Source organism: Gallalistipes aquisgranensis (genome assembly GCF_014982715.1).
Lineage (GTDB): Bacteria > Bacteroidota > Bacteroidia > Bacteroidales > Rikenellaceae > Gallalistipes > Gallalistipes aquisgranensis.
This window is the reverse complement of sequence record NZ_JADCJY010000001.1, coordinates 884,809-911,671: the sequence shown is the minus strand read 5'-3', so window position 1 is coordinate 911,671 and position 26,863 is coordinate 884,809. Positions and strand designations below refer to the sequence as shown.

23 protein-coding genes are annotated in these 26,863 nt (G+C 51.1%); 17 read left to right on the top strand and 6 right to left on the bottom strand.

Annotated elements, in window-relative coordinates:
* Positions 1 to 35: 35 nt before the first annotated feature.
* A complete protein-coding gene (locus tag INF32_RS03355; RefSeq protein ID WP_226386999.1) occupies positions 36 to 1,013 on the bottom strand; it encodes a dihydroorotate dehydrogenase-like protein in 978 nt (325 codons plus the stop codon).
* A 105-nt stretch (positions 1,014 to 1,118) separates the two neighbouring features.
* The gene (locus INF32_RS03350; protein ID WP_226386998.1) at positions 1,119 to 1,781 is read right to left on the bottom strand and encodes a YggS family pyridoxal phosphate-dependent enzyme; all 663 of its coding nucleotides are present in this window, start codon (positions 1,779 to 1,781) and stop codon (positions 1,119 to 1,121) included.
* Positions 1,782 to 1,872: 91 nt separating this feature from the next.
* Between INF32_RS03350 and INF32_RS03345 the strand changes: the two genes are divergently transcribed.
* The 3 genes from INF32_RS03345 to INF32_RS03335 all read left to right on the top strand — a co-directional run bounded on the left by INF32_RS03345 (position 1,873) and on the right by INF32_RS03335 (position 6,085).
* Positions 1,873 to 3,549 (top strand): dipeptidase, encoded by a 1,677-nt coding sequence (locus tag INF32_RS03345; protein ID WP_226386997.1) that lies wholly within the window; start codon positions 1,873 to 1,875, stop codon positions 3,547 to 3,549.
* 7 nt (positions 3,550 to 3,556) lie between these two features.
* A complete protein-coding gene (gene lpdA, locus INF32_RS03340) occupies positions 3,557 to 4,954 on the top strand; it encodes a dihydrolipoyl dehydrogenase (protein ID WP_226386996.1) in 1,398 nt (465 codons plus the stop codon).
* Positions 4,955 to 5,290: 336 nt separating this feature from the next.
* Positions 5,291 to 6,085, top strand: a complete 795-nt coding sequence (locus tag INF32_RS03335) for an energy transducer TonB (RefSeq protein WP_226386995.1) — start codon at positions 5,291 to 5,293, stop codon at positions 6,083 to 6,085.
* 96 nt (positions 6,086 to 6,181) lie between these two features.
* On the opposite strand, the gene INF32_RS03330 is transcribed toward INF32_RS03335, so the two are convergent.
* Complete coding sequence (locus INF32_RS03330; RefSeq protein WP_226386994.1) at positions 6,182 to 7,054, bottom strand: helix-turn-helix transcriptional regulator; 873 nt, start codon at positions 7,052 to 7,054, stop codon at positions 6,182 to 6,184.
* Positions 7,055 to 7,179: 125 nt separating this feature from the next.
* On the opposite strand from INF32_RS03330, the gene INF32_RS03325 reads away from it, so the two are divergent.
* Entirely contained in the window at positions 7,180 to 7,809 is a 630-nt protein-coding gene (locus INF32_RS03325; RefSeq protein WP_226386993.1) for a nitroreductase family protein, read from the top strand.
* 162 nt (positions 7,810 to 7,971) lie between these two features.
* Here the strand turns inward: INF32_RS03325 and galK are convergent, their stop codons facing one another.
* Together galK and truA are read right to left on the bottom strand one after the other, a co-directional pair.
* The gene (gene galK, locus INF32_RS03320) at positions 7,972 to 9,117 is read right to left on the bottom strand and encodes a galactokinase (protein WP_226386992.1); all 1,146 of its coding nucleotides are present in this window, start codon (positions 9,115 to 9,117) and stop codon (positions 7,972 to 7,974) included.
* A 27-nt stretch (positions 9,118 to 9,144) separates the two neighbouring features.
* Complete coding sequence (gene truA, locus INF32_RS03315) at positions 9,145 to 9,906, bottom strand: tRNA pseudouridine(38-40) synthase TruA (protein ID WP_226386991.1); 762 nt, start codon at positions 9,904 to 9,906, stop codon at positions 9,145 to 9,147.
* Positions 9,907 to 10,030: 124 nt separating this feature from the next.
* On the opposite strand from truA, the gene dapB reads away from it, so the two are divergent.
* The 8 genes from dapB (at position 10,031) to INF32_RS03275 (ending at position 19,062) form a co-directional block, all read left to right on the top strand.
* Positions 10,031 to 10,747 carry a 4-hydroxy-tetrahydrodipicolinate reductase gene (dapB, locus tag INF32_RS03310; protein ID WP_226386990.1) on the top strand — a complete coding sequence of 239 codons (717 nt, stop codon included), beginning with the start codon at positions 10,031 to 10,033 and terminating at the stop codon, positions 10,745 to 10,747.
* Complete coding sequence (lepB, locus tag INF32_RS03305; protein WP_226386989.1) at positions 10,747 to 12,129, top strand: signal peptidase I; 1,383 nt, start codon at positions 10,747 to 10,749, stop codon at positions 12,127 to 12,129. The genes dapB and lepB overlap by 1 nt, the downstream gene beginning before the upstream one ends.
* Positions 12,130 to 12,147: 18 nt before the next feature.
* Positions 12,148 to 12,759, top strand: a complete 612-nt coding sequence (locus INF32_RS03300; protein WP_226386988.1) for an IMPACT family protein — start codon at positions 12,148 to 12,150, stop codon at positions 12,757 to 12,759.
* Between the two features lie 33 nt (positions 12,760 to 12,792).
* Positions 12,793 to 13,704: an aspartate carbamoyltransferase gene (gene pyrB, locus INF32_RS03295; protein ID WP_226386987.1), complete on the top strand. Its 912-nt coding sequence runs from the start codon at positions 12,793 to 12,795 to the stop codon at positions 13,702 to 13,704.
* Between the two features lie 9 nt (positions 13,705 to 13,713).
* Positions 13,714 to 14,178, top strand: a complete 465-nt coding sequence (gene pyrI / locus INF32_RS03290) for an aspartate carbamoyltransferase regulatory subunit (protein ID WP_226386986.1) — start codon at positions 13,714 to 13,716, stop codon at positions 14,176 to 14,178.
* Between the two features lie 169 nt (positions 14,179 to 14,347).
* Positions 14,348 to 17,173 carry an excinuclease ABC subunit UvrA gene (uvrA, locus tag INF32_RS03285; RefSeq protein WP_226388091.1) on the top strand — a complete coding sequence of 942 codons (2,826 nt, stop codon included), beginning with the start codon at positions 14,348 to 14,350 and terminating at the stop codon, positions 17,171 to 17,173.
* 33 nt (positions 17,174 to 17,206) lie between these two features.
* The gene (locus INF32_RS03280) at positions 17,207 to 18,421 is read left to right on the top strand and encodes a M16 family metallopeptidase (protein ID WP_226386985.1); all 1,215 of its coding nucleotides are present in this window, start codon (positions 17,207 to 17,209) and stop codon (positions 18,419 to 18,421) included.
* Positions 18,422 to 18,426: 5 nt separating this feature from the next.
* A complete protein-coding gene (locus tag INF32_RS03275; RefSeq protein WP_226386984.1) occupies positions 18,427 to 19,062 on the top strand; it encodes an O-methyltransferase in 636 nt (211 codons plus the stop codon).
* Positions 19,063 to 19,218: 156 nt separating this feature from the next.
* Here the strand turns inward: INF32_RS03275 and INF32_RS03270 are convergent, their stop codons facing one another.
* The gene (locus INF32_RS03270; RefSeq protein ID WP_226386983.1) at positions 19,219 to 20,961 is read right to left on the bottom strand and encodes a phospho-sugar mutase; all 1,743 of its coding nucleotides are present in this window, start codon (positions 20,959 to 20,961) and stop codon (positions 19,219 to 19,221) included.
* Between the two features lie 224 nt (positions 20,962 to 21,185).
* Here INF32_RS03270 and dnaA point away from each other — a divergent pair, with 224 nt between their 5' ends.
* From dnaA to INF32_RS03245, 5 genes are all read left to right on the top strand, one after another.
* Positions 21,186 to 22,598 (top strand): chromosomal replication initiator protein DnaA, encoded by a 1,413-nt coding sequence (gene dnaA / locus INF32_RS03265; RefSeq protein ID WP_226386982.1) that lies wholly within the window; start codon positions 21,186 to 21,188, stop codon positions 22,596 to 22,598.
* A gap of 119 nt (positions 22,599 to 22,717) precedes the next feature.
* A complete protein-coding gene (gene bcp / locus INF32_RS03260) occupies positions 22,718 to 23,179 on the top strand; it encodes a thioredoxin-dependent thiol peroxidase (protein ID WP_226386981.1) in 462 nt (153 codons plus the stop codon).
* Positions 23,180 to 23,210: 31 nt separating this feature from the next.
* Positions 23,211 to 24,218, top strand: coding sequence for a recombinase RecA (gene recA, locus INF32_RS03255; protein WP_226386980.1), 1,008 nt, complete (start codon positions 23,211 to 23,213; stop codon positions 24,216 to 24,218).
* A 33-nt stretch (positions 24,219 to 24,251) separates the two neighbouring features.
* Entirely contained in the window at positions 24,252 to 26,480 is a 2,229-nt protein-coding gene (locus tag INF32_RS03250; protein ID WP_226388090.1) for a RelA/SpoT family protein, read from the top strand.
* Between the two features lie 14 nt (positions 26,481 to 26,494).
* The gene (locus INF32_RS03245; RefSeq protein WP_226386979.1) at positions 26,495 to 26,857 is read left to right on the top strand and encodes a hypothetical protein; all 363 of its coding nucleotides are present in this window, start codon (positions 26,495 to 26,497) and stop codon (positions 26,855 to 26,857) included.
* Positions 26,858 to 26,863 lie beyond the last annotated feature (6 nt).

Here is a 26,863-nt window from a genome sequence, read left to right as displayed (position 1 = left end):
TACAACACCCCCTCCTTGTTATTAGGTAACGGAAACTACCGATCTTTCGGGAAAAACTTCATATACTGAACCCGCTGGTACTCCTCCGTATCGGCCGTACCTTTATAACTCAGCATACCCCGGAAATCCTCGATTCGGGAAAAGGTGTGCTGCTCCATCCATTTTCCGATATAGTCCGCCATCGACCGGATCACGTCCAGACCATTCGTATAGATCGTACTGCATATCTGAACGCCTTTGGCTCCGACCAACAATGCCTTCACCGCATCCTCACCCGTATAGACCCCGGTGGAAACGGCGATATCCAACAAAGGCAGTTGGGACGAACACAGAGCCACAGTCCGCAAACTGTTCCGCAACTCGGAAGGCGAACTCATCGGATCGGACGAAACGACCGCGATATTGTTCACGTCGATATCCGGTTCGAAAAAGCGATTATACATCACCACACCCTTGCCATGCCGGTAGTAAATCTGCTGAGCGATCGAAAGAATATTTGTAAAACGAACCCCCAACTTGACTGAAACGGGAACCGAAACGGCTGCCACCACCTTATTCACGATCTCAAGATAGGCCTTTTCGATCTCGTCGGAACTACGGGTCATATCCAGCGGCAGCATGAAAATATTCAGTTCGAGGGCATCGGCTCCGGCCTCCTCCATCCGCCGGGCATAATCCACCCACTCTCCGACATGAGCGCAGTTGATACTGGCGATCACAGGAATGGACAATTCGGATTTCGCCTGGGAAATCAGATCGAGATGGGTACGGAGATAATCGTCGCTCAGATAATTGTGCAAATAATCGGACGCTTCGGGGTAATCGCTGTAACGCTCCAGCATGGCCGTTTCACCCAGAATCTGCTCTTCGAAAATGGATTTGAGCACCACGGCACCCGCACCGTGTTCCTCCAGACTTTTCAGTTTAGGCAGCGTGGAGGTAAGGCTGCAACTGCTTACGATCAACGGATTGCGTAGTTTCAATCCCAAATAATCGGTTTCCAGTGTTATCATAACAGACATTAAATTGGTTACAAATTCGAATGCAATAAATTTACCGTATTTTTTTCAAACCGCCAAATCCGGAACCGCGGACCGACAGGCACGGGGCAGGGTGGGTCAATAATTCCGGTCGCCGAAAATCCGGCTTCCGATACGCACCATATTACTGCCGCACTCCACCGCCAATTTCCAGTCGGACGTCATCCCCATGGACAGGGTATCGAAATCCGTACCGAAAAACTCTTCGCGCAAACTGACGAACAACGCGTGCAGACGTGAAAATTCCCGACATATCCGCTCCCGGTCGTCCGTCAGCGAGGCAATCCCCATGACGCCCCGGAAACGAACATTTTTCAACGACCTCCAGGTTCCTTCCTGCAAATAGGCAGTAAGTTCGGCCTCTTCCCATCCGTGCTTGGTCTCTTCCTGCGCCACGAATATCTCCAGCAACACGTCTACGACACGGCCGATCCGTGCCGCCTCCCTGTCGATATACTCCAACAGACGGGCCGAATCGACCGAATGGATCAGCGACACGAACGGCACGATACTGCGGACCTTGTTGGTCTGCAAATGTCCGATCATGTGCCACTCGATATCCTTGGGGAGTGCTTCATACTTGGCACACAACTCCTGCGGACGGCTCTCCCCAAATATACGCTGCCCGGCAGCGTACGCCTCCTCCACGGCCGAAGCGGGATGCATTTTAGAAACGGCTACCAGTTTGACCCCCGCAGGCAGACATTTCTGTAAATCAATTATTTGTTCGCGAACAGACATTTTATTGAATTTATGGAGGTAAAAATAGACATTATTTTCCTATTTTTGTTAAGTTATAGACAGTTTAACCGCAATTAAACCCATTCGACAAATGAAAAAACTCCTGATCGCCACGGCCGCCCTGAGTGCTCTGGCCCTCTCGCGGGTCGAAGCGTGCACTAATTTCATTATCACGCGGGGTGCCTCGACAGACAGTTCGGTCATGGTCACATATGCCGCCGATTCGCACCAACTTTATGGAGCCCTCTATTACAGACCCGCCCGGGACTACCGTCCCGGAGAGACGTTGAAAATATACGAATGGGATACCGGACGTTATCTGGGCGAAATCCCCCAGGTCGCCCACACGTACCAGACCGTGGGCAACATGAACGAACATCAGCTCATCATCGGCGAAACCACTTACGGCGGACGTCCCGAATTGGAGGACAGTACGGGCATCATGGACTACGGATCGCTGATCTACATCACCCTCCAACGGGCGAAAACGGCCCGGGAAGCCATCGACGTAATCGTCAATCTGGCCAATACGTACGGCTATGCCTCCAGCGGAGAATCGTTCTCGATCGCAGATCCCGATGAAGCCTGGATTTTCGAGATGATCGGCAAGGGCTGCAAAATGGTGAACGGTAAAAACGTCAACAAAGGGATCGTATGGGTTGCCCGGCGTATCCCCGACGGATATGTCTGCGCCCATGCCAATCAGGCCCGCATTACGCAGTTTCCGAAGGACGATCCGGAAAACTGCCTCTACGCCCCCGATGTGATCTCTTTCGCACGTGAAGCGGGTCTGTATAACGGTACTGATGCCGACTTCAGTTTCTGCGACACCTATGCACCGCTCGATTTCAGTGGTATGCGAGGTTGCGAGGCCCGCGTATGGAGCATGTTCCGTCGCATTACGCCGGGTATGGACCGGTATCTGGATTATGCTTTGGGAAAAAATCCGGAAAACCGTATGCCCCTGTGGGTGAAACCGGCGAAACGTATCTCCCCCAAAGAGGTCATGGACTTCATGCGAGACCACTATGAGGACACCCCGATGGACATGCGCTACGACATCGGAGCGGGCGGTCATCATCTGCCTTACCGCTGGCGGCCGATGGGCTTCGAAGTGGACGGAGTGAAATATCTGAACGAACGGGCCACGGCCACACAACAGACCGGATTCTGGTTCATGGCACAGGCCCGCAACTACCTGCCAGATCCCATCGGGGGTGTTTATTGGTTCGGAGTGGACGATGCGGGAACCTCTTGTCTGACTCCCATCTACTGTTCGGTTACGGAAATCCCCGAATGTTTCCGCGAAGGGAACGGCCACATGACCGAATATTCGCCCACATCGGCATTCTGGCTCTTCAACCGGGTCACGAATTTCGCCTATCTGCGATACGACATGATGAGTGCCGACATACTCAAAGTGGTGAACGAACGTGAAAACGGACAATTGAAAAAGGTACAACAAATCGACGCAAAAGCCCTTTCCCTCTACAAAACGAATCCGGAAGCCGCGATCCGTCTTCTGACCGACTACTCGGTAAAAACGGCACAGGAGATGTTCGACAAATGGGTGGAACTGGATCGTTACCTGCTCGTGAAATACATGGACGGAAACGTCAAGAAAGAACGGAACGGGAAGTTTCTCGACAACGGTTACGGCCGCAATATTCCGGCCTCGCCGGATTTCCCCGGATATAACGACGAGTGGAAAAAGGCAGTAGCCGGTAGCACGGGAGACCGGCTCAAAGAGATCGAGATCAAAAAATAGGAAGAACATGAAATACGACATTATCGTTATCGGAAGCGGGCCCGGCGGTTATGTAGCCGCCATCCGGGCCGCCCAGTTAGGGAAAAAGGTAGCCGTAATCGAAAAGGCGGAGTTGGGCGGCGTGTGCCTGAACTGGGGTTGCATTCCGACCAAAGCACTGTTGCGCAGCGCCCAGGTACTCGCTGAAGTCCGCCATGCGGCCGCTTTCGGCATAGAAATCGAGGGTAGTCCCAAACCCGATCTGGCAAAAATGGTCGCCCGCAGCCGAACCGTAGCCGAGACCATGAGCCGCGGCGTGGCATTCCTGATGAACAAACACAAAATCGAAGTGATCGCCGGAGAAGGACGTCTGGCCGGAAGCGGAAAGGTGGAAGTCATACTCAACTCCGACGGCACGACGGCCACGCTCGAAGCAGGCCATATCATTCTGGCTACGGGCGCCCGGCCCCGGGAAATGCCTTTTATGCCCATCGACGGCAAAAGGATCATTCACTCACGCCATGCACTGTTGCTCGACCGTATTCCGGAAAGTATCGCCGTCGTCGGCTCCGGAGCCATCGGATGCGAATTCGCCTCATTCTACGCCGCACTCGGCAGCAAGGTCACCATCATCGAGTACCTGCCGAACCTGCTGCCCTTGGAAGACGAGGAAATTTCGAAACAGATGGAGCGGTCTTTCCGCAAAATGCGGGTAACGGTCTTAACTGGAACGACCGTCAAATCGGTACGAAACGACCGGGACACAAAATGCCTTATCGAAATCGAAGGCAAAAAAGGCCCTGAGACGCTGGAGGCAGAGATCGTACTGAGTGCCGTGGGTATCAAAACCAATATCGAAAACCTGGGACTGGAAACCGTCGGGATAGAGGTCGAACGGGATAAAATCCGAGTCGATGCCTTCGGACAAACGAACGTTCCCGGAATTTACGCGATCGGAGACCTGACACCCACTCCGGCACTCGCCCACGTAGCCTCAGCCGAAGCGATCCGCTGCGTAGAAAAGATATGCGGTCTCGATCCGCAGCCGATCGACTGGTCGGCAATTCCGTCCTGTGTCTATACGACTCCCGAAGTGGCTTCGGTAGGACTGACCGAAAAACAGGCCACAGAACAGGGCTTCTCCCTGCGGATCGGCAAATTCCCGTACACGGCTTCGGGCAAGGCTACGGCTGCCGGAGAACGGGACGGATTCGTGAAACTGATTTTCGACGGACAGAGCGACCGGTTGCTGGGAGCCCACATGGTCGGCCATAATGTCACGGAAATGGTCGCTGAGCCCACATTGGCCCGTATGCTGGGAACGACCGCCCGCAACCTGATGAACACCGTCCATCCGCATCCGACCATGAGTGAGGCCATCCTCGAGGCAGCCGAAGCTGCCCACGGGGAGGCGATCCACATCTGATTTTCCGCAAAACATTTTGAAAATATCGGTATTAACCTTATTTTTAAGGAGTAATACCGATATTTCTTTGTCATGAAAAAACATGTATGGTTCCTGCTCGCGGGTGTGCTTCTGTCTGTTTGTTCCCGGGCCAAGAATATATCCGGGCAAAACACGCCACCCCGTTTCCCCGACGGCGATTTTACCCGATGGGTATACGACCGCACCGAATTCCCCGCCGTTGCGTTAAAAGACCGGACGACAGGCCCGGCCACCTTCTTGATAAGCATTTCAAAGGAAGGAAAAATCAGCCGATGCCGTACCCGGCAATATCCTCATGCGGCCATCCGGGATGCTTTGCTGGAAACCATAAGGAGTTCGCCCGAATGGATGCCGGCGACCCGGGACGGAATCCCCTGCGAAGGTTCGGTGGAAATCGTTCTCGACCTGACCCCTAAAATAGACCCGCAGAAACGACCGGACATGATCTCCGTGACCACGCTGGCCGAGCCGCTATTTCCCCGTACCTCCACGGTTCAGATAACCACCCAATCCATCCCGAATTTCATCCGTTGGATCGGGGAGAACTTCCGGTCTCCCATACCGAAGAAAGACAAAAACATACATCCTTGCCGTATTGCATTCGTCGTCCGGGCGAACGGTTCCGTTACGGACGTGAACATCTCGGAATGCGACGATCCACGGTTATCGGCCGAATTGAAACGGGTTGTCGAGACTTCTCCCGACTGGGCTCCGGCTCTGGTCAACAAAAAGGAACATGATTACACGATGTGCATAAACGGACTGTTCCGCCCCGGCAAGAAAAAATACGGGTTCTACCTGTCGGAAAACATTCCTCCCGAATTCAAGGAGGGGGATTTAAAAACTTTCCGGACATGGGTAATGGACAGAATCCAATATCCGACGGCATGCGCCATCCGCAACATCGAGGGGGAGGTGACCGTTTCATTCGTCGTAGAAACGGATGGTTCCATCGGGCAGATCACCCCGATAAAAAGCCCGCACAAACTACTCACACAGGAGGTGGTCCGGGTCTTAAAATTGAGTCCCAAGTGGAAACCGGGCATGGTAAACGGAGAAATCGCCCCTGCGGAACTTTCCATCTCGTTCAACTTCAAGAATCGTCCGTAAAATCCCGCCCGCGGAATCACCGACAGTAAAGGAAGACGCCCTGTGTGGACGTCTTCTCTTCGACAACACTGACAAATATCCGAAGACCGCCTCATTTCACGGCAAATCCTCTTGCCGATACTGTTTTCTATATTTTGAAGGAGACATTCCCTCGACTTTCGTAAACGTCCGCACGAAGTGGGGCAAATCGTTAAACCCTACAAGAAAACATATTTCAGATACCTGTTTCCGGGAATGTTTCAGCAGCTCGCAGGCGGTGCTGAGACGATATCGAGTGACAAACTGAGAAAAAGTCATGCCCTTATGCCGCTTGAAATAGGAACAGAACGCAGAACGGTTCATCCCGGTTTCGGCCGCAATCTCCTCCAGGGTAATGGCATGGACATAATGAGCCATCACATACGTACAGATTTGCTGCATCCGCCTCACTTCCTTATCGACGTATATCGGCTTGCCGGCGACCGTATGGTCAGACGAGGCGAAAATGAACGGAAGCAACCGAAGCATCTCACACAAACGGTCCAATTCGTCCGCATCATTCATCCGGAGTAATACCTTGCGGATCATTCGCGAACTTTCCGGGCCGAATTTCCATGCCTCAACGGGAAATGAAAGACCGGACAAACGGTTCCGTAACTCAGGAAAAGACTCCATGCACTGCACGACGAAAGAATGGCTGAAAGCGACCATCAGGTAATGGACGCATCCTTCCCCGTCCACCGATGCCGATGCATATTCCCAATAATGGTGCATGGAGGGAGGAATCAAAACCGCATCACCTGCCGAAAACGGCTGCAACGTATCTCCGGCCATTCTGGTCCCGTGTCCGTGCATCACATAATATAATTCCCAAGCATCGTGTCGATGCAGCTTCGCCTCCATACGGGCATCTATCCGCTGGTTCACGAAAAAGAACGAATGATCCTCCGTTTCAGGCAGCTCATAAGGGATGATTACCTCTTCCGTCATATTGCAAAAAATACGAAATACAAATTTACGACAAATAATCGGCACAAACCAACAAATACACAGCAATAAATCGGGGTAATTTTGCTGGGAGAACAAACACAAAGCACCATAAAAACCTTACAGCTATGGATTTTTACGAAGTATTGGAAAAACGGAGGACCATCCGCGACTTCTCTTCCCGGAAAGTATCGGAAGAGATTGTAGAAAAGGTATTATCGGCCGCATTCAAGGCTCCGACCAATGACCATTTGCGCCAGTTCGAATTCATTGTCATCCGAGGACGGGAAAACATTGCCAGGCTCATTTCCCCCGTGACAGAGAACACCCGCCGCATCCAGCAAACCGGGCTCGAGGCTGCCGCAAACACAATGGACCGGGACGAATATGCCATGTTCGTCGATGCACTGCCGAAACAGCAACGCATGCTGATGCAGAGCGACTGCCTCATTCTGCCGTTTTTCAGACAAAAAGACCATCCCCTCTGCCAACCGGCAGATCAGAGTTCCCTGAACTATTTCGCTTCAGCCTGGGCTGCCGTGGAAAACATCTTGCTGGCCGCCACTGCAGAAGGATTGTCGTGCGCATTCCGTATCCCCATCGGCAACGAACCCGCATACGTGAAACAACTCGTCGGTGCCCCCGACGAATATGAATTCACCTGTTTTCTCACCATCGGTTACGCAGCGGCAGACGCACATATCTGCAAACAAAAAAACATCCGCGTGAAAGACAGAATCCACAGGAATGTTTGGTGACGTACGGCGAACATCACTCAAAAAGACAAAATAAATCAATACGGGCGGAAAGAAAATATATTTTCTTTCCGCCCGTATTTCCGGTTATGCTTCGGAAAAGAGCCCTATCTGTTCATGTCCATCAAACAGGTGTTCCGGTCGCTGCAAAATTTTCTTACCGAATTACGCCAATTTCCGGGCTCCGTCGCCGATCACTACGTCGATCACACGAGGTATCTGTCCGAAACGGGCCTGAAACCGGGATTTCACCTCATCGAGGTAGGCGTCATGGGCCTGTTCCTCAACGAGATGGATCACACAACCGCCGAAACCGCCGCCCATCATCCGGGCCCCGAGCATTCCGGGCGTTTTGCGGGCAATCTCCTCTATGAAATCGAGTTCCGCACAGCTCACTTCGTACTCCCGGCTGAGCCCCTCGTGGGAACCGAACATTTTCTGTCCAAATGCCTTGTAATCACCTCGCTTCAGAAAGTCGCAACCTTCCAGCAACCGCAGATTCTCTTGAATGACATATGCGCAGCGCCGATAAACGACCGGCTCCATTTCGTCCTTATAGGTATCGAGCATATCCATCGTCACATCCCTCAGGCTCTCCACGCCTTTCACATGTTTCGCCACCACTGCGACGCCTGCTTCACTCTGCTCCCTGCGGACGTTATACTCGGACGATGCCAGAGAGTGTTTCACCATTGAATCGACCAGCATCACCCGGCACCCTGCCGGTTCGAACGGCACCAGTTCGTATTCCAGCGAACGGCAATCCAGCCGGATCACCTTACCTCTCTGTCCGAACAGCGAAGCGAACTCGTCCATGATTCCGCATTTCACTCCCACATAATTGTGTTCGGTCATCTGCCCGATCCGCGCCAGATCAGCCCTAGAAAAGCCGAGGCTGAACAGATCGTTGAGCGCGTATCCGAAAACGCTCTCCAACGCAGCCGAAGAGGAGAGCCCTGCCCCCAAAGGCACATCACCGCCGAACACACATTCGAAGGCTCCGACTTCGGCACCTCGTTTTTTCATCTCCTGCACTACACCGTAGATGAACCGTGCCCACAGTTTCTCCGGCAGGGAACCGGTCATATCAAGTTCGAGCGACTCGCCGTAATCCATCGAATAGAGCCGGCAGACCGTTCCTTCCACAGGGCGAATCGCCACGTAGATCGCTTTGTCGATCGCACCGGGCAGTACGAAACCCAGATTGTAATCCGTATGATCACCGATCAGATTCACCCGACCGGGCGAAGCATAGCAAACGGCGCCTTCGCCGAAACGTTTTTGGAACTCTTCCTGAATTTTATAGATCATCTTGTCTTGTGAATTTATATTGGTTAATCATTGTCTTCGGGTTCTGCGAAATATCTCCTCCGGATAAAGCACATCCGAAAGGAAAAGCCCTTGTGCCGGAGCGGAACCGGAAGCCCGCGAACGGTCACGGCTCTCCACTGCGTCGCCGAACGATTCCACGGTCAGTTTTCCGCGCCCCACATCCACCAGCGTCCCCACGATCGAACGGACCATGTTGCGCAGAAAACGGTCGGCCCGGATCGTGAATACGAGTTCGTCGCCGCGCCCGGCCCACTCGGCACCGAATATCCGACAAATAGAGGTACGGTTATTCGAATGCAGTTTACTGAACGTGGTAAAATCCTCGTAATGCATCAACAACGCGGCCGCCTCATTCATCCGCTCCACGTCCAACGGCACGGAATACAGCCACGCCGTCTCCGTTCGGAACGGATCTTTGAACGGAACGATACGATAGAAGTATTCACGCTGAAGAGCATCGAAACGGGCATGGGCTCCGTCAGCCACACGCGTAACGGTACCCGCTGCGATATCCGCAGGCATCAGGGCATTCAGGTGGTAGCAAAACCGAGCCGTATCCTCTATTTCGGACACCGTGTCGAAATGGGCCACATAATAGGCGGCATGCACCCCCGTATCCGTACGTCCTGCGCCGACGATTCCCACGGAAGTCCGCAACAGGGTGGAAAGAGCCGTTTCGACAGTCTGCTGCACCGAAGGGGCATCGGGCTGCCGCTGCCAGCCGTTATAGGCAGTGCCTTTGTAGGAAAGTTCCAGAAAATAACGCATAGAGAAGTTTCAGGTTTCGCATGACACAAAAATATTAAAATTATTTAAAAAAAGTAATTTACAGTACAATTCTTTAAAAAGAGCGGGTAAAGCACTATATTTGCCGTTAAATAGAACAAGACGCATGAATGTAGCACTCATAGGATACGGCAAGATGGGGAAGGAGATTGAAAAGGTCCTTTCCGAGCGGGGGCACCGGGTAGTGTTGATCGTGGATCGGGACAACGCTTCGGAGCTCGATGCCGAACATCTGAAACGGGCGGATGTGGCCATCGAGTTTTCGACACCTCAGACCGCCTTCACCAATATCATGACCTGCCTCGAATGCGGCACACCCGTGGTGTGCGGAACGACGGCTTGGCTCGATCGGTACGACGAAGTCAAACGGTTCTGCGAGGAGCGGAAAGGTACCTTTTTCTATGCTTCGAATTACAGCATCGGGGTCAACCTCACATTCCGGCTCAACGAGATACTGGCACGGATGATGGACCGTTTTCCCGAATACGACGTTACGCTGGAAGAGGTACACCACACCCAGAAGAAAGACGCTCCCAGCGGTACGGCCATTACGCTGGCCGATGGCATCGTTTCGCATCTCGCCCGCAAGAAAAAATGGGTCAACGGCATGACGACCGTCCCCGACGAACTCGAGGTACAGTCCATACGCCGCAGCGTGGTACCGGGTATCCATACGGTGACTTACGAATCGGAAGCAGACGTGATCACCCTTTCGCATAATGCCAAAAGCCGCAGAGGCTTTGCCGTGGGTGCCGTACTGGCGGCCGAATTCATCCAAAACAAGACGGGAGTGTTCTCAATGAACGATTTACTGGATTTATAATGAAGGATTTCTGGAGCAAACTGAAAAAGTTCTGGGGAAACCGCTGGGTCAAATTCAGCGTGGTTTCCCTGCTTTATATATTGTGGTTCGTAGTATGGACAGGCAACCTGTGGTTACTGCTCGGCATTCCGGTCATCTACGACATCTACATTTCAAAAATCATGTACAGGCTGGTGTGGAGCAAGCACAAAGCGAAAAAGGCGAGGAGCCGCACCTACAAAAAGTCGATGGAATGGGTGGAAGCCATCATTTTCGCCACAGTGGTCGCTACGCTGATCCGTATCTTTTTCTTCGAAATGTACGTGATCCCCACCTCCTCCATGGAGAAGACACTGCTCGTGGGAGACTATCTCTGTGTCAGCAAAGTGGCATACGGCCCCAAAATACCCAATACGCCGCTTTCGTTCCCGTTCGTACATCATACCATGCCTTTTTCGCAGACTAAAAAATCATTTTCCACACTGATCCAGTGGCCTTACCACCGGCTCAAAGGGTGGGGAAATGTAAAACGGGGCGACGTGGTGGTCTTCAACTTCCCGGCCGGAGACACCGTCCTGCTGGAGAACCAGTCCGCCACCTATTACGATGTATTGCGCGAATACCAGGCCACCTACGGGGACCGAGAGGGTAGAGAGATGCTGAACAAACAGTACACCGTCATCGCCCGTCCGGTAGACAAGCGGGAGAACTACATCAAGCGCTGCGTAGGTATTCCGGGGGATACGATCCGTATCATAAATTCGCATCTGACGGTCAACGGGAAACCGCTTCCGGAAATTCCGAAGATGCAGTATATGTATTTCATCCAGACCAACGGCACTCCGATCAATAAAAACACGTTCGAAGATATGGGCGTGGCGGTAGACGATATTTCCTACAACCAATACACCCAGACCTACATGATTCCGCTCACGGCCGAAAATCTGGACCGGGTACGGAAAATGCGCAACGTGACGGACGTAGAACAATACATCGCGGAAGAACCCAATCCGTCCGTATTCCCTCACGATACGCTCTACCGGTGGAATGAAGACAATTTCGGACCTCTGTGGATTCCAAGCAAAGGAAGTTCTGTGGAACTCAACCTCCGAACGCTGCCGTTCTACCGGACAATTATCGAAACATACGAAGGGAACGAACTCGATGTCAGGGAAGGGACAATCTATATCAACGGCCGTCCGGCCGACCGGTACACTTTCAAGATGGACTACTACTTCATGATGGGAGACAACCGGCACAATTCGGCTGACTCCCGCTTCTGGGGTTTCGTGCCCGAAGACCATATCGTCGGCAAGGCCTCGTTCGTATGGCTGTCGCTGGACAAGGACAAGAGTTTTCCATCCAAGATACGATGGAGCAGAATGTTCAGGGGAATCAAATAACCTTTAAGTTCATTCACATTGGAGGAAGACAGTTACCGTACGATCGTCGCACCAGCCGAAGCAGTTCTCAGAGAGAGGGGAAGCCGTTTTCTGGCTTACGCTTACCCCATCGAAGAGGAAGACGAGATCAAACGTCTGCTGGATGCTCTGCGGAAGCGTCATTACGATGCCACCCACCACTGTTACGCGTGGCGGATCGGACCTAAAGGGGCTCTATTCAGAGCCAACGATGACGGCGAACCTTCGGGGACAGCGGGAAAACCGATTCTGGGACAGATGCTTTCGAAAGAGGTGACCGATCTGCTGGTCGTAGTGGTCCGCTATTTCGGAGGGACGAAATTGGGTGTGCCGGGATTGATCGCGGCCTACCGTGAATCGGCCGTAGCCGTATTGGAAGCCGCACAAATCGAACAAAGGACGGTAGATGCCCGACTGGAAGTCCATTTCTCCTATCTGGCAATGAATGACATCATGAAAACGATAAAGGAGATACAGCCGAAGGTGATCGCACAGAAATTCGACAACGTCTGCACGATCCGGCTCGCCATCCGGCAGAGCAGGGAAGAGGAGTTGCTCGCCCGGTTGGAAAAATGTGAAGATGCCTCGATTGAGCACCTCGGGTATAAGTAGGAGATAACTTATTACAAGATACGAAAAAGGATCATGGGAAAGAAGAACCTTATTTCCATCACGGATTTCTCCAAGGAAGAGATTATCCGTATCACGGAACTGGCGGCAGAATTCGAAGCCAATCCCTACCAGCCTCTACTGGAGGGGAAAGTGATCGCTTCGCTGTTCTTCGAGCCGTCCACCCGCACACGGCTCAGTTTCGAAAGCGCCATCAACAGACTGGGTGCCAGGGTTATCGGCTTTTCAGACACGGCCAACACAAGCGTATCGAAAGGCGAAACCTTCCACGATACGATCACCACGATTTCCAATTACTGCGACATGATCGTCATGCGGCACAGTCTGGAGGGGGCACCGCGTTACGCCAGCGAAATTTCGAAAGTTCCGGTGGTAAATGCCGGAGACGGAGCCAATCAGCATCCTTCACAGACCCTGCTCGATCTCTATTCCATCAAGAAGACCCAGGGAGGCTTGGACGGAATCAACATCATGATGATCGGCGACTTGAAATACGGCCGCACCGTACATTCGCTGCTTCAGGCCCTTTCGCATTTCAACACGAAATTCACCTTCGTAGCTCCGCCCGAGCTGCAAATGCCCGACGAATACAAACTGTTCCTGAAAGAAAAAGGCCTGCCGTTCGAGGAAAAACGCGAAATAGACGAGGCGATCGACAAGGCCGACATCGTTTACATGACCCGCGTGCAACGCGAACGCTTTACGGACCCGATGGAATACGAGCGGGTCAAGAACGTTTACGTACTGCACAACAGTATGCTGGAGAACACCAAGCCCAACATGCGCATTCTGCATCCGCTGCCGAGAGTGAATGAAATCGCCATGGATGTGGATTCGAATCCCAAAGCCTACTATTTCAACCAGACCGAAAACGGTGTCTATACCCGAATGGCCATCATCAGTTATCTGTTAGGAGTAAAAAAATAGATCGGAAACATGACAACCACAGACAAAAGAATGGAAGTCCGTGCCATCGAGAACGGCACGGTGATCGACCATATTCCCTCGGACAGCCTGTTCAAAATCATCAAGATTCTGAAACTCGACACCGACACCCATCGCATGACGTTCGGCACCAACCTCGAAAGCAAACGCATGGGCAGCAAAGCCATTATCAAAATCAACGACCGCTACTGCCAACAGGAGGAGATCAACCGCCTGGCACTGGTCGCCCCGATGGCGGTCGTGAATATTATCAAGAATTTCGAAGTGGTAGAAAAACGGACGATTACCGTTCCACAGCACATCGAGGGATTCGTCCGGTGTTCCAACCCCAAATGTATCACCAACAACGAACCGATGACCACTTCGTTCGAAGTCATCAACGGGGAGGAAATCGCCCTCAAATGCCACTACTGCGAGAAGATCACCTATCAAAAACAGATGGAATTGATCAAATAATCCGACGACGATCTGAGGCGAATTCCGGATAATGTGTTGCGGAAATAACTTCACATCCGCAATTCCGTCCAGAGCAATACAACACAGGAGTAACGGAACGAAATTTCCGATGCTCCTGTACTTTTTATTGCTTGTTTTTCGTTATCTTTAGCGGCTAATTCTCCGAATGATGAGCGACAAAAACGAAATACGATCCATTCATATAAAAGGTGCGAGAGTGCACAACCTCAAGAATATAGAGGTAGATATTCCGCACAACCAGTTGGTAGTCGTCACAGGCCTGTCCGGCTCCGGCAAGTCGACGCTGGCCTTCGATACGATCTTCGCTGAAGGTCAGCGTCGCTACGTGGAAAGCCTATCGGCCTATGCCCGTCAATTCCTCGGAAAAATCGACAAGCCGGACGTGGATTCCATCACGGGCATTGCTCCGGCCATCGCCATCGAACAGAAGGTCAACACCCGGAATCCGCGCTCCACGGTGGGAACATCGACCGAAATATACGACTACCTGAAACTGCTCTACGCCCGTATAGGAAAGACATTCTCCCCCGTATCTGGGAAAGAGGTCAAAATCCACTACGTCAGCGATGTCGTCACCTATATCACTTCGCTGCCTTCCGGTAGTCGCATGATGATCGCAGCCCCTTTAATGCTGTCGGAAGGGCAGGGGATCATCGAAAAACTGACCCTGCTGCTCAAAGACGGACTGCAACGGATCGTCTGTGACGGACAGACGATACTGATCGAAGATTTTCTCCCCGAAATCGATAACGATACCGATCCGGTTCGGATTGGTATCGTTATCGACCGGGGACGTGTCGCTTCAGACGAAGAATCGCTCAGCCGTTTCGGAGATTCCGTAGCCCGGGCATTCAGCTACGGGGATGGCGTATGCCGGATCATTTCGGAAGACGGCCACACGGAAGAATTCTCTTCGCGGTTCGAGGCGGACGGTATCGAATTCGAACAACCCTCAGAATATCTCTTCAGTTTCAACAACCCGATCGGGGCCTGTCCCCGCTGCGAAGGATACGGCAAAGTCATCGGAATCGACGAGGACCTGGTGGTACCCGACAAGACGAAAACGATCTACGACGGAGCCATCGCCTGCTGGCGGGGCGAAACCATGAAATGGTGGAACGAACAGTTGATAAACAATGCTTCCAAGTTCGGATTCCCTATCCATGTTCCCTTTTTCGAGTTGAGCCGGGAACAGAAAGCCCTGTTATGGAGAGGAAACCAATATTTCCACGGGTTGGACGAATTTTTCAAATATCTGGAAGGAGAGCGCTATAAAATCCAGTTTCGGGTCATGCTCTCCCGCTATACAGGGAAAACCCTCTGCCCCGACTGCGGCGGAGGACGCCTGCGCAAAGAGGCCTTGTACGTAAAAATCGGAGGAAAGACCATTCCCGATCTGGTGCGTATGCCCGTGAGTGAACTGGCGATTTTTTTCGCGGAACTGAAACTGGACGAACACGACACGAAAGCCGCCGGCCGTATTCTGGTAGAGATACGCAACCGTTTGCAATATCTGCTGGACGTGGGATTGGGGTATCTCACCCTCGACAGACTCTCTTCGACTCTTTCCGGAGGGGAAAGCCAGCGGATCAATCTCTCCACCTCCTTGGGCAGCAACCTGACCGGGTCGCTCTACATTCTGGACGAACCGAGCATCGGGCTTCATCCCCGGGACACCCACCGGCTGATCAACGTACTCAAGCAACTGCGCGATCTGGGGAACACCGTGATCGTTGTGGAGCACGAGGAGGAAATCATCCGGGCGGCGGACCAGATCGTGGACATAGGCCCCGAAGCCGGGTACAACGGGGGTGAAGTGGTTTTCTGCGGTCCGGCCGACAAACTGATCCGAGCCAAAAACAGTTTGACAGCCGATTATCTGACGGGGCGCAAATCCATCCAGCCTCCGGCCCACTACCGTCAGTGGAACAACTACATCGAAATCATAGGAGCCAGGGAGAACAATCTCAAGGGGATCGACGTAAAAATACCTCTGGGAGTCATCACCTGCATCACGGGAGTCAGCGGCAGCGGGAAATCCTCGCTGGTCAAAGGCATCCTCTATCCGGCCATTCGCAGAGAACTCTACGAAACGGGACTCAAACCCGGCAGTTTCGAGAAACTAAAAGGAGACGTATCCCTGCTTAAATCAATCGAAATGGTGGACCAGAACCCGATTGGAAAATCATCGCGGTCCAACCCCGTGACCTACATCAAAGCCTACGATGACATCCGGAAACTTTTTGCAGACCAGCCCTATGCGAAACACAATGCAATGAACCCCTCCCATTTTTCGTTCAACATTGCGGGCGGACGGTGCGAGGAGTGTCAGGGAGAGGGATTCATCAAAGTCGGGATGCAGTTCATGGCGGACGTGGAGCTTAAATGCGAAAGCTGCGGCGGCAAACGGTTCAAGGACGAAATCCTGGAGGTCAAATACCATGACCTTTCGATCTACGATGTTCTGGAATTGACAGTAGACGATGCCATCGAGTTTTTCGGAAAATACAAGGAAAAAGATACGATCAACCGGAAAATCGTCGAAAAACTCAAAACCCTGCAAGACGTAGGGCTCGGATATATCAAACTCGGCCAGTCGTCGTCCACGCTGTCGGGCGGTGAGAGCCAGCGGGTCAAACTGGCTTACTTCCTGCTCAAGGAGAATGCGGCAGGACCGATTATGTTCATTTTCGACGAACCTACGACCGGGCTGCACTTTCATGACATCAACAAACTGCTGGCATCATTCAACGCACTAATGGCCAAAGGTCACACGATCGTCATCGTCGAACACAACATGGATGTCATCAAATGTGCGGACTGGGTAATCGACTTGGGTCCCGAAGCAGGAGACAACGGAGGACACGTCGTATTCGAAGGTACGCCCCGTGAGTTGGAAAAATGCAAGGAAAGTCATACCGGACAGTTTCTCGCCCGGCATGAACGTCCTGCAGCCGAACAATCCAAAGACTGATCCGCCGCCAATCGAAACAAAACACCCGAACTCATGGAATTCTATACACATACGCTCCCTAACGGAATCCGCTGCATCCACAAGCGCGTCAAGTCGGCCGTATCCTATTGTGCACTGACCGTGGGGGCAGGCAGCCGGGACGAACTTCCGGGAGAACAGGGAATCGCCCACCTCACGGAACATACCCTGTTCAAAGGAACCGAACACAGGAAAGCCTACCATATCAACTGCCGGCTGGAGAACCTGGGCGGCGAACTCAACGCCTTCACGACTAAAGAGGAGACCGTCGTACATGCGACGACACTTCGCGGGGATTTCCCCAAAGCGGCCGAATTGATCGCCGACCTCGTATTCCACTCCGTTTTTCCCACGCGGGAACTGGAAAAAGAGAAAGAAGTGATCGTAGATGAAATCAACTCGTATAAAGACTCTCCGTCGGAGCGGATTTTCGACGATTTCGAAGAACTTCTTTTCTCCGGCTCTCCGTTGGGACACAATATTCTCGGTACGAAATCGGCCATTCTCCGTTACGGCCGAGAAGACATACTCCGCTTCGCGGGCCGAACCTACAACACGGACCAGATGATCTTCTCTTCGATCGGCAATGTCTCCGAGAAAAATTTCGTCCGTACGGTGGAAAAATATCTGGGAGGGGTAGGGAACCGCCCTCGCACATTCACCCGAGAAGCACCGGGAGCCTATGTGCCGTTCCATAAAACGGTCAACCGCAACACGCATCAGGCCCACTGCATCGTAGGGGGTCGTGCATACAGCATCAACGACCCGCGCAGAATCACTCTTTCGTTGCTTACCAATCTGCTGGGAGGACCGTCGGCCAACTCCCTTCTCAACGTAGCCCTTCGGGAGAAAAACGGATTGTCGTACAGTGTGGAAGCGGGTTACTCTCCATTGAACGACTCGGGTATCTTCACCATATATTTCGGCACGGACAGGGACAAGACCGACCGCTGCATGGAAATCGTGGACCGGCAATTATCCCAACTGAAATCGACACCGCTTTCGGCCCGACGCCTTTCGATGGCGAAAAAACAATACCTCGGACAGTTGGCCATCGCCATGGAAAGCAACGAAGGGTACATGCTCGGAGCAGCCAAGAGTTATCTGGTGTACGGGCACGTCGATGAAATCGGTACCGTATGCCGAAAAATAGCAGCCATCACTCGGGAGCAGATCCAGGAGGTGGCCAACGACCTTTTCACCGACACGTCGGTACTCCTATATAAATAGTATGTATGGATGCTCTGGAACGATATATCGAAACCTTTTCGTCCCCGGAAGACGAATTGCTGCGAGAGCTCGACAGGCAGACCCACCTGCGCATGATCCAACCCCGAATGATCTCGGGACACATTCAGGGCCGGCTGCTGGAAATGATCGTCAGAATGTTCCGTCCGCAGAACATTCTGGAAATCGGCACATTCACGGGATATTCGGCCCTATGTATGGCCACAGGATTGGATGAACCGGGCTATATCGACACATTCGAAACGGATGACGAACTCCAGGAGTTGGCCCAATCGTTTTTCGACCGAAGCAAACACGGCCACAAAATCCGCATGCATATCGGATCGGCTCTGGAAATAGCCCCGAAACGCGGCATACAATACGACCTCGTATTCATCGACGGCGACAAACGCGAATACCCGGCCTATTACGACATGTTGTTAGACACGCCGCTGATACACAGCGGCAGCATCATTCTGGCCGACAACATCCTCTGGTACGGAAAAATCACGGAGCCGATCCAGCACAACGACCGGCACACCCAGGCCATCGCGGACTTCAACCGTATGGTACGCGATGATGAAAGGGTGGAAAACGTCATCCTGCCGATTCGTGACGGACTAAATCTGATCCGGGTAAAATAATATTTCCCTTCCACCATCAATCGCATCCTACCATTGCGGAGCAAGCCTCAAACCCCGCCCTCTTTTCCGGTTTTTCCCGGAATAAAGGACGCCCCCCCAAAACAATAAAGCCATACTTTTACAAGTATGGCTTTATTGTTTTTGACCAACTCGCAGCTACTCCAGTTTCAGTTCCTTTTTCATCCGTTCGATCTTCGCATCGAGCTGGGCATTGACCTCGTCGAACTTCGAAATACAGCACAAAGGTTCGCACACCCCGAAATAGTATTTTATTTTGGGTTCCGTACCGGACGGACGGACGGAAATGATCGTATTGTCGGCTGTCAGGAATTGAAGAACATTCGATTTGTCGATTTCGATCGGACTCTTTTTCCCTGTGGCCACATCGAGACTGTCGGGCACAGAATAATCCTTTACCGTCACCACGGCCGAACCGCAAATCGTAGCGGGCGGATTATTCCGGTATTCTTCCATCATCTTACGAATCTCCTCCTGCCCCTCCTTGCCTTTGCGAACAACGGAAACGAGCCCCTCCTTATAGAAACCGTACTTCACATACAGCTCTTTCAGCAGGGAATACAGCGTCGTTCCGAGACTCTTGGCCCACGCAGCCGCTTCAGCCGCCAGCGAGCAGGCACTCACTCCGTCCTTATCGCGCACGAAATCGCCGGCCAGATAACCGAAGCTCTCTTCACCGCCACCGATATACTGTTCGCCCGTTCCCTCGTTCGCCCGGATGATCTTGGCGATATACTTGAACCCGGTCAGACAATCGTAGCATTTCACGCCGAATGATTCAGCCAGTTTCGCCATCATTTCCGAAGTCACAATCGTCTTGATGATATATTGGTGACCGTTCAGACGGCCCAATTCGCTCCACCGACGCAACAGGTAATAAGTAAGCAGGACACAGGTCTGATTTCCGTTGAGCAGTACATATTTCCCGTTTTCATCCGGCAGGGCGATCCCGATCCGGTCGGAATCGGGATCAGTAGCCAGCACGATATCGGCCTTCTCCTTCTCTCCCAGTTCAATTGCCATTTTCATGGTCGTCCGCTCCTCGGGATTGGGTGAAGCCACCGTCGGGAAATTACCGTCGAGGATATTCTGCTCCTTCACGGTTTTTACATTGGTGAAACCGAATCGTTTGAGCGAAGCGGGCACCAGAATCACCCCTGCACCGTGAAGAGGAGTATAGACGATCTTCATGTCATGGAACTTATTCACGGCATCCGGGGAAAGCGACAGGGAGTGTATCTTGTCCAGATAAATCCGGTCAAACTGTTCATCGAGCACGTTGATGTTCTCCTTGTTCTTTCCCGTCAGAATCTGGTCGATCGACGTAATTTTGCCAACTTCTTCGATAATGTTCTTATCGTGGGGGGGCGTCACCTGCGAACCGTCGGACCAATAAGCTTTGTATCCATTATACTCCTTGGGATTGTGGGAAGCGGTCACCATCACACCGCTTTGGCAATTCAACTCCCGGATCGCGAAACTCAACTCCGGAGTAGGCCGCAGCGAATCGAACAGAAAAACGGTAAAACCGTTCGAGGCGAAAATATCCGCCACGTGCTCGGCAAACTGGCGGCTGTTGTTACGGCTATCGTGACTGATCGCCACGCGGATTTCCTCTCCCTTGAAAACCTTTTTCAGGTAGTTGGCCAACCCTTGCGTCGCCATCCCTACCGTGTAGACATTCATCCGGTTGGTACCGACCCCCATAATACCCCGGAGCCCTCCCGTACCAAACTCCAGATCTTTATAGAAGCTTTCCGTCAACTCCTTTTTATCATTGTCTATCAAATACTTGACCCGCTCCTTAGTAGCCTTGTCATAATTCCCGTCCAGCCACTTGCGAGCTTTCTCCATAACCAATACATCCAATTCTGCACTCATAATCGTATCAATTTTACTTATAACAAATTTAACCGGAACTAAAAAAATCTATATACAAATATATGGAAAAAAATATGATTTCTCACAATCAGCAGATTAAATCTCGACCCCGTTCAAGCCCTTATTTTTCTATATAAATTAATATTGAATAAACAAGGTGGCCCCACTATTTTTTTAACAATTTTATCTACACTTTTGTAGTGCAAAAATACCCAACCCCTACAATGGTCATTAACACACAGACATATAGCGATATATGGCAAAACTGCTTGTCCCGTATCAAAGAACAGACATCCGAAGAGGAGTTTGTGAAATGGTTCAAACCCATTGTACCTCTGGACTTTGACGGAACTACTCTGCGCCTGCGGGTTCCCAACGAAAGTTATGTATATCACATTGAAAAGAACTACATTCCTTTCCTGAAACCCATTATCCATCAGTTATTCGGCCTCAAGACACGGCTGCGTTACGCCGTACCTAAATCCGAACCGAAAACCATGACCATAACCCAGGAGGGCGACAATAGTGCGATCAACAAATTCATCACCCAAACGGATACCGCTAATATAAAAAATCCGTTTATCATTCCCGGTATCAAAAAGATCGTAATCGACCCCCAACTCAACCCGAACTACACCTTTGACAACTTCATCGAAGGAGAGTGCAACCGCCTCGCCCGGTCGGCGGGTCTGGCCGTAGCCGTCAATCCGGGAAAAACCCCGTTCAACCCCTTATATATATACGGGGATTCAGGACTGGGTAAAACCCATATCGTACAGGCCGTCGGCATGGAGGTCCGGCAACGCCATCCGGAATTGCAGGTGCTCTACGTGTCAATGAACAAATTCCAATCCCAGTTCCAGAACGCGGCGATCAAAGGGGAGTTGAACGACTTCATTCACTTCTACCAGATGATCGACGTTCTGATTATCGACGACATTCAGGAGCTGGCAGGAAAAGAGAAGACCCAAAACGCGTTTTTCAACATCTTCAACCACCTTCAACTATCCGGCAAACAACTCGTTCTCACTTCAGACAAACCTCCCGTGGAACTGAAGGATATCGAACAACGCCTGCTCACCCGATTCAAGTGGGGCCTTTCAGCCCAACTTCAGCAACCGGACCAAGAAACCAAACTCAAAATCATCCGCAACAAAGTGGCCCGCTTAGGCACCGAAGTTTCGGATGAGGTAATCGACTTTTTAGCCAACAATATCAATGCCAACGTACGGGAAATAGAAGGTGCTCTTTCTTCCTTGGTGGCCAACGCCTCTTTCCTGAATAAAAAAATCACCGTATCCTTAGCTAAAGAAATACTTAAGGTTTACGTGCAATTCAACCAGAAAGAGATTACAATAGACCACATCCGAAGAGTGGTGTGCGAATACCTGAATCTGGACGAAGAGAAATTCCGCTCCCCGAAACGGACACGGGAAATCGCCCAGGCACGCCAAATCGCCATGTATCTGAGCAAGCAACACACGAAGGCTCCGCTTACCGCCATCGGGGCCGCCATCGGAGGCAAAAACCACGCAACGGTCCTGCACGCCTGCAAGGCGATCTCCAATCTGCTCGAGACAGACAAGGCTTTCCGGGCCCAAATTGAAGAGATCGAAAAACGGGTCATGGCAAGATAAGAGAATTTCCCATCCCCTGAAACGAGCAATAAAAAGCCTTCCGGTGCGATATTTGTGCTGGAAGGCTTTTCGATTTAGCCAAATTAATGTATCTTTACCAGAAAGTTTAACCGATCGCTATGGAAAAATTAAAAGCAGGTGACAACGCCCCGCAATTCAGCGCCAAGGATCAGAACGGGAATACCGTTACTCTCGAATCACTGAAAGGCAAACGGGTCATTTTATATTTCTACCCCAAAGACAACACTCCCGGATGTACGGCAGAGGCTTGCAGTTTGCGGGATGGCAAAAGGGAGCTGGAACGAATGGGATTCTCCATTATCGGTGTCAGCCCCGATTCTGAAAAATCGCATCAAGGTTTTGTTGCTAAACACTCGCTGAACTTCACCTTGCTGTCCGATCCAGACAAAACCGTCGCCAAGGCATTCGGGGTATGGGGCGAAAAGAAATTCATGGGCAAAACCCATATGGGTATTCTCCGTACTACGTTTGTAATTGACCCGGATGGTAAAATCGAAAAGATTTTCGATAAAGTCAACACGAAAAATCACTTTGAACAGATTTCCGACGCTTACAAATAATAACGATACGCAACTCAGACAAAAAACGAATATGGCAGAAAAAGCACAAATCAACCCGGACAAGCTCAAGGTTCTCAATGCCGTGATGGACAAAATCGAAAAGGATTTCGGAAAAGGAGCCATCATGCGCATGAACAGCGACAAGATAGAGGAGGTCGCCGTCATCCCGACCGGCTCCATCACCCTCGACATAGCATTAGGTGTGGGCGGATACCCCAAAGGGCGTGTCATAGAAATCTACGGTCCAGAATCTTCGGGCAAAACCACCCTGGCAATCCACGCCATCGCCGAAGCCCAAAAAGCCGGAGGCATCGCCGCATTCATCGACGCAGAACATGCATTCGACAGTTTCTATGCGCAAAAACTGGGCGTTGACGTGGACAACCTGCTAATTTCCCAGCCCGACAACGGGGAGCAGGCGCTGGAAATCGCCGACCATTTGATTCGCTCGAGTGCTGTGGATATCGTCGTTATCGACTCGGTAGCAGCCCTGACCCCGAAAGCCGAAATCGAAGGGGAGATGGGGGAGTCCAAAATGGGTTTGCAGGCCCGCCTGATGTCGCAGGCACTCCGCAAACTGACAGCCACAATCAGCAAAACCAAAACCGTCTGCATCTTCATCAACCAGTTGCGGGACAAAATAGGTATCGCATACGGCAATCCGGAGACTACCACAGGAGGTAACGCCCTGAAATTCTATGCCAGTGTCCGGATCGACATCCGAAAATCCTCCAGCATCAAGGACGGCGAGGAGCAACTCGGAGCCCGGGCCAAGGTGAAGGTCGTCAAGAACAAAGTGGCTCCGCCATTCCGTCGGGCAGAGTTCGATATCATGTACGGCGAAGGTATTTCGAAGATCGGGGAGATCATAGACCTCGGCGTCGATTTCGGCATTATCAAAAAGAGCGGCTCCTGGTTCTCTTACAACGACCAAAAACTGGGACAGGGCCGCGATGCCGTCAAAGAATTGTTGAAAAACAACGAGACCCTGGCATCCGAAATCGAAGCTAAGGTAAGAGAGGCAATGGCAGCCAAATAGAGCGGCAGTACTAACGTTTTCATTGAGGTGGTCATGGCGGAATATTCGGCTGAAGATGAAATTCTGATCGAAGACAAATTCAACGACCTTTTGCATAGCTGCGAAAAAATATGCAAAAGCGAAAAGGACTGGAACATCATCAAAAAAGCCTTCTTTCTGGCCAAAGAGGCCCACAAAGGCGTCCGGCGCAAGTCGGGTGAACCATATATCATTCACCCGATCGCCGTCGCCAAAATTGTGATCGAGGAGATCGGGCTCGGTGTAAAATCGGTCGTTGCAGCACTGCTTCACGATGTCGTGGAGGACACGGCCTACACCGTAGAAGAGATCGGGCTGATGTTCGGCCCCAAGATCGCCACCATGGTGGACGGACTGACCAAGATGGCCGGAGTTTTCAACACAGAAACCTCCCAGCAGGCGGAATACTTCCGAAAGGTATTGCTGACCCTGTCCGACGACGTCCGTGTGATTTTGATCAAAATAGCGGATCGGTTGCACAACATGCGGACACTCGGTTCGATGCCTCCCGACAAACAGATCAAGATAACCAGCGAAACGATCTATCTTTTCGCGCCGCTGGCATATCGGCTCGGCCTCTATTCGATCAAAACCGAACTGGAGGACCTCAGCCTGAAATACAGATTCCCGGAACAATATCTCGAAATCGAACGCAAACTGAACGAAACGGAGGCCGACCGGGCCCGTTTCATCGAAAAATTCAATGCCCCGATCATCGAACGGCTGAAGGAAAGCGGTATCGACTTTGAAATTTCCGGACGGGTCAAAAGCATCTATTCGATCTGGTCGAAAATGCAGCGTAAACAAATTCCTTTCGAGGAAATCTACGACCTGTTCGCTATCCGCATCGTATTCCAGCCGTCGCCGCTTATTCCCGAAAAATCGCAATGCTGGCATATTTACTCACTGATTACCGATATATACAAACCCAAACCCGACCGGATACGGGACTGGGTCACGATTCCCAAAGCCAATGGCTATGAAGCTCTGCACGCGACCGTAATGGGTCCCGACGGAGTATGGGCCGAAGTGCAAATTCGCTCCCAGCGAATGGAGGAGATCGCCGAACGAGGATTCGCCGCACATTGGAAATACAAACATGCCACCATATCCAATGACGAAGACGAATTCGATAAATGGCTTAAAAAAGTTCGGGAGGCATTGAACAGTCCGACGGAGAATGCCGTCGATTTTCTGGACAATTTCAAAATGACCCTCTATACCACAGAAATCGTGGTATTTACACCCAAAGGTGAATCCCGCAAATTACCTCAGGGCGCCACTGCACTCGACTTTGCATATGACATTCACACCAAGATCGGCAACCGGGCGATCGGAGCCAAAATCAACCATAAGATCGAATCCATTTTCACACCGATTGCAAGCGGAGATCAAGTGGAAATTCTGACCTCGGGCACAGCACACCCCCAAACAGACTGGCTGGAACATGTCACCACGGCCAAGGCCAAACAATCGATCAAAAATTACCTGAAAAAAGACAAGCAAAACAATATAGAACGGGGTATCGAACTGTTCGAAAGCAAACTGAAAGAATTCGGCATCACTCCAAGTGCCCGGGTGTTCAGAAAGGTCCTTCCTGCATACGAATGCACGAATAAGGATGAATTTTACAGCAAACTGGGAGCTGAAATACTGAAACTGGATAACCTGGAAAAAATACTGAAACAGAATGCAGCAAGCAAAATGCTGAAATTTTGGACGCTTCAACTCGTCAATCCTTTCAAATTTTTAGGAGGCGGCGGCGACAAAAAGAACGACCAGTATGTTGTAAAAGAACCGACCGAAGTAGGAGGAAATGAACCTCAATTTATCATGGCCGAATGTTGCAACCCGATTCCCGGAGATGTAGTGATGGGATACAAAGACCCGGAAAGCGGCAAAATATATGTACATAAAACTTCCTGTGACGAACTGACACGCTTGGCCTCACAACACGGAGAAAATATCACATCTATCAAATGGTCAAGCCATAAGGCTATGTCATATCTCTCCATAATTGAGGTTCGAGGCATAGATCGTATGGGAATTTTGATGGAAATGGTACAGGTGATCACCGGCGAACTCAGCATCAATATCAGAGAACTTCACATACAAAGTCATGACGGCATTTTCGAAGGGACAATCAGCCTCTACGTAAAAAGCATAGAAGACCTTAACATGATCACGAATAAAGTCAGGAAAATCAAAGGAATAGAGAAGGTGAAAAGGATTAGAAACAATTAAAAAAAACAGGTAAGATGGAAGAGGTTTCAGACATATTGGTTTTGTTATTGATCGCCGTAGCATCATTAATAGGATCAATCAATAAAAAGAAGAAACTACAACAGACAACGCCGATACCCGATTTGAATCTAATCGATGAGTTAGCAGAAGAGTCCTCAAGAAATTTGAAACACCGAACAGTAGAGGGCAAGGGGTTATTTACAGAAAAGATTACACCACGATATGCGCAGAAAAGTCTGGATGAGACACAACCAGTACCTTCAAATGAAAAAGAGACCACACCAATACAATTTACAAATGTAAACAACAGAGATTTCGACTTAAGGGCCGCGATAATTTATTCAGAAATACTCACACCAAAATTCAAAGAATACTAAAACTTT